Origin of the sequence: Hydrogenophaga sp. (assembly GCF_035481345.1) — a bacterium.
GTDB lineage: Bacteria > Pseudomonadota > Gammaproteobacteria > Burkholderiales > Burkholderiaceae_C > Hydrogenophaga.
In genome coordinates this window covers 1-2787 of sequence record NZ_DATIGV010000199.1, presented here as the reverse complement: position 1 = coordinate 2787, position 2787 = coordinate 1, and the positions used below count along the sequence as shown (strand labels likewise).

The 2787-nt window shown below is 71.1% G+C and carries 4 protein-coding genes; all 4 read right to left on the bottom strand.

From position 1 onward, the window contains the following. The coding region (locus VLG41_RS21290; RefSeq protein WP_325351387.1) for an XRE family transcriptional regulator at positions 1-288 on the bottom strand (288 nt) is incomplete at its 3' end. 57 nt (positions 289-345) lie between these two features. Further along, positions 346-1476, bottom strand: a complete 1131-nt coding sequence (locus VLG41_RS21285; RefSeq protein WP_325351386.1) for an alpha-hydroxy acid oxidase — start codon at positions 1474-1476, stop codon at positions 346-348. Next, complete coding sequence (locus tag VLG41_RS21280) at positions 1461-2141, bottom strand: Fe2+-dependent dioxygenase (protein ID WP_325351385.1); 681 nt, start codon at positions 2139-2141, stop codon at positions 1461-1463. The genes VLG41_RS21285 and VLG41_RS21280 overlap by 16 nt, the downstream gene beginning before the upstream one ends. A 58-nt stretch (positions 2142-2199) precedes the next feature. Then, positions 2200-2787: helix-turn-helix transcriptional regulator (locus VLG41_RS21275; protein WP_325351384.1), on the bottom strand; the 588-nt coding region annotated here is incomplete at its 5' end.

Below are 2787 nucleotides of genomic sequence, written 5' to 3'. Positions count from 1 at the left end.
CACGTCTTGCTCCATGGCCTCGCGGTCGAATTCGGGGGCCGCCAGGCGCGCCAGTTCGCTGTCGCGACCGATCAGCCACAGGGCCTGGGCGTACGCGCCCAGCGAGACGGTCGGGTCCCCGTTTTCCATCTTGACCAGGGTCGGTACGGACACGCCGACGCGCTTGGCGCGCGTGGCGAGCGATTCCTTGCGCCGCACCCGCGCCAGCGCCAGGTGCGAGCCCATCGTTTCGATGGCGCTCAGCGTGGCTGGCGTGAGGTTCAACAGGGCCTGTGATTGTTTCGGCATGAAATTAGATTTTATCTTTTATGCCTTTTATGTGCAAATCAATTTGCACAAATGGACTCAATCACTGCGCCAGATCCGCGACGCGTCGACGTCCGCCAGCGTGCGGCAGCCCGTCAGCGCCATGGCCATTTCCAGTTCCGCCCGCAGCAGCTGCAGCACGTGCGCCACGCCCGGCGCGCCGGCGGCGGCCAGGCCGTGCAACACGGGGCGGCCCACCAGCACGGCCGAGGCGCCCAGGGCCAGGGCCTTGAACACGTCGGTGCCGCGGCGGATGCCGCCGTCCAGCAACAAGGGAAGGCGACCGCTCACGGCGCGCGCGATGGCGGGCAGGGCGTCGATGGTGGCGGGCACGGTGTCGAGCACGCGCCCGCCGTGGTTGGAGACGATCACGCCGGCCAGGCCTTCGTCGGCCGCGCGCACCGCGTCTGCGGGGGCGAGCACGCCCTTGAGGACGATGGGCAGCACGGTCTGCTGGCGCAGCCAGGCGATGTCGCGCCAGGTCAGGGAGGTCTCCACCAGCGGGCTGCCGAACAGCGGGGGCTGGCCCGGCGGCGCTGTGTGCGGGGGCAGGTGCTTCGCGCCCCGCAGGTTCACCGCGCTCAGGCCCGGTGGCAGCGCGAAGCCCGCGCGCTGCTCGCGGTTGCGCGCGCCGCTCACGGGCGCGTCCACCGTCACCACCAGGGCGTGGTAGCCCGCCGCTTCCACGCGGTGCACCAGCTCGCGGGTGAAACCGCGGTCGTGCTGCACGTAGAGCTGGAACCACAGCGGCGCCGTCGCCTGGCGCGCCAGGTCTTCCAGCGGCAGGCCGGCCTGCGTGCTCACCACCATGCCCGCACCCAGGGCTGAGGCCGCGAGCACGGTGGCCACTTCGCCGTCCGGGTGCGCGAGTTGCTGGTAGGCCACGGGGGCCACGAAGACCGGGTGCTCGAAGGCCTGGCCCAGCAGCGTGAGCCGCGTGTGGCCGCCGGCCAGGTCGGCCAGCACGCGCGGGGCCAGGCGCAGGCGCTGGAAGGCGGCCTGGTTCTCGCGCACGGTGATCTCGTCGGCCGCGCCGCCCTGCAGCCAGGACCAGGCCGCCGGCGCCATGCGTTCGCGCGCCAGGGGCTCGTAGTCGCCGACGGCCGCCACCTCGGGCGGGATGCGGGCCAGGGGCGGCTTGCGCCCGTTCGGCATCAGGTGTTCGCCCATTGGCGCAGCAGGTTGTGATACACGCCGGTCAGCTTGTCCAGCGAGGGGTGCCCGGGCGTGTCGCGCGCGAGCTGCTGGATGGCGGTGTCCAGTTCCAGCATCAGCGCGCGCTGGCTGTCGTCGCGCACCAGGCTCTGGATCCAGAAGAAGGCAGCCAGCCGCACACCGCGCGTGACGGGCGTGACGTGGTGCAGGCTGGTGCCGGGGTAGAGCACCAGGTCGCCGGCCGCCAGTTTGGCGCTGTGCGGGCCGAAGCTGTCCTGCACGGTCAGTTCGCCGCCCTCGTACTCGTCGGGCTCGCTGAAGAAGAGCGTGGCCGACAGGTCGCTGCGCACGCGGTGCGGCGTGCCCGGCACGCTGAAGATGGCCGCGTCCACGTGCGCGCCGTACTGGCCGCCGCCCTGGTAGCGGTTGAAGCGCGGTGGCAGCACCTTCAGCGGCAAGGCGGCCGACATGAAGAGTGGGTGCTGACCCAGGGCCTGCAGGATCAGGTCGCCCACCTGGCGCGCGGCGGGCTGGTCGTCGCCGAGCTGCTGGTTATCCTTGACCTTGGCGGCGAGGTGGCCGGCGGTGGCGCGGCCATCGGCCCAGTCGGCCGTCTCCAGCAGTTGGCGGCACTGGCGCACCTGCTCGGGCGTCAGCACCTGGGGAATGCGCAGCATCATGGGGCGAGGATCAAATGAGAATGATTCCCGATTGTGACGCGCTTTTTGTGTGTCCTTTTCATCGCCGCCGCCACTCCCCGGGCGACTGCCCCGTCCAGGCCCGGAACGCGCGAATGAAGCTTTTCTCGTTGCGAAAGCCCGCCGCCTCGGCCACCTGCTTGATCGGTCGTTCGGTGCGCAACAGCAACTGGCTTGCGCGCTCGCGCCGCACCTCGTCCTTCAGCGCCTGCAGGCTGGCGCCTTCCTCCTTCAGTTGCCGGTGCAAGCTGCGGGCCGAGGTGTGCAGCAGGGCCGCCAGGTCGTCGGCGTTGTGCGTGTCCAGCGGCTGGCTGGCCAGCAACTGGCGCACGCGCTGCACCAGCAGGCGGTCGCGCCGGTAGGAGCGCACGGTCAGCGGCAGCGCGCGCTGCAGCAACTGGGTCATGGCCGCTTCGTCGCGGCGCACGTGCAGCGCGAGGTAGCGCGCGTCGAAGGCGATGGCGCCGTCACCGGTGCCGAAGCGGGCCGGCGCATCGAACAGCACCGGGTAGGCGTCGACGTGTGGCGGCGGCGCGTAGGGAAAGCGTGCCTCCAGCAAGGGGATGCGCGAGTCCACGAACCAGGCCGCCAGGCCGTGGATGTTGCGCAGCACCGAGACCACGCACAG

What these genes read in the sequence shown, in the direction of transcription:
- VLG41_RS21285 (WP_325351386.1), bottom strand. Translation starts at nt 1,476, where the DNA reads ATGGGCGAACACCTGATGCCGAACGGGCGCAAGCCGCCCCTGGCCCGC.
- VLG41_RS21280 (WP_325351385.1), bottom strand. Translation starts at nt 2,141, where the DNA reads ATGATGCTGCGCATTCCCCAGGTGCTGACGCCCGAGCAGGTGCGCCAG.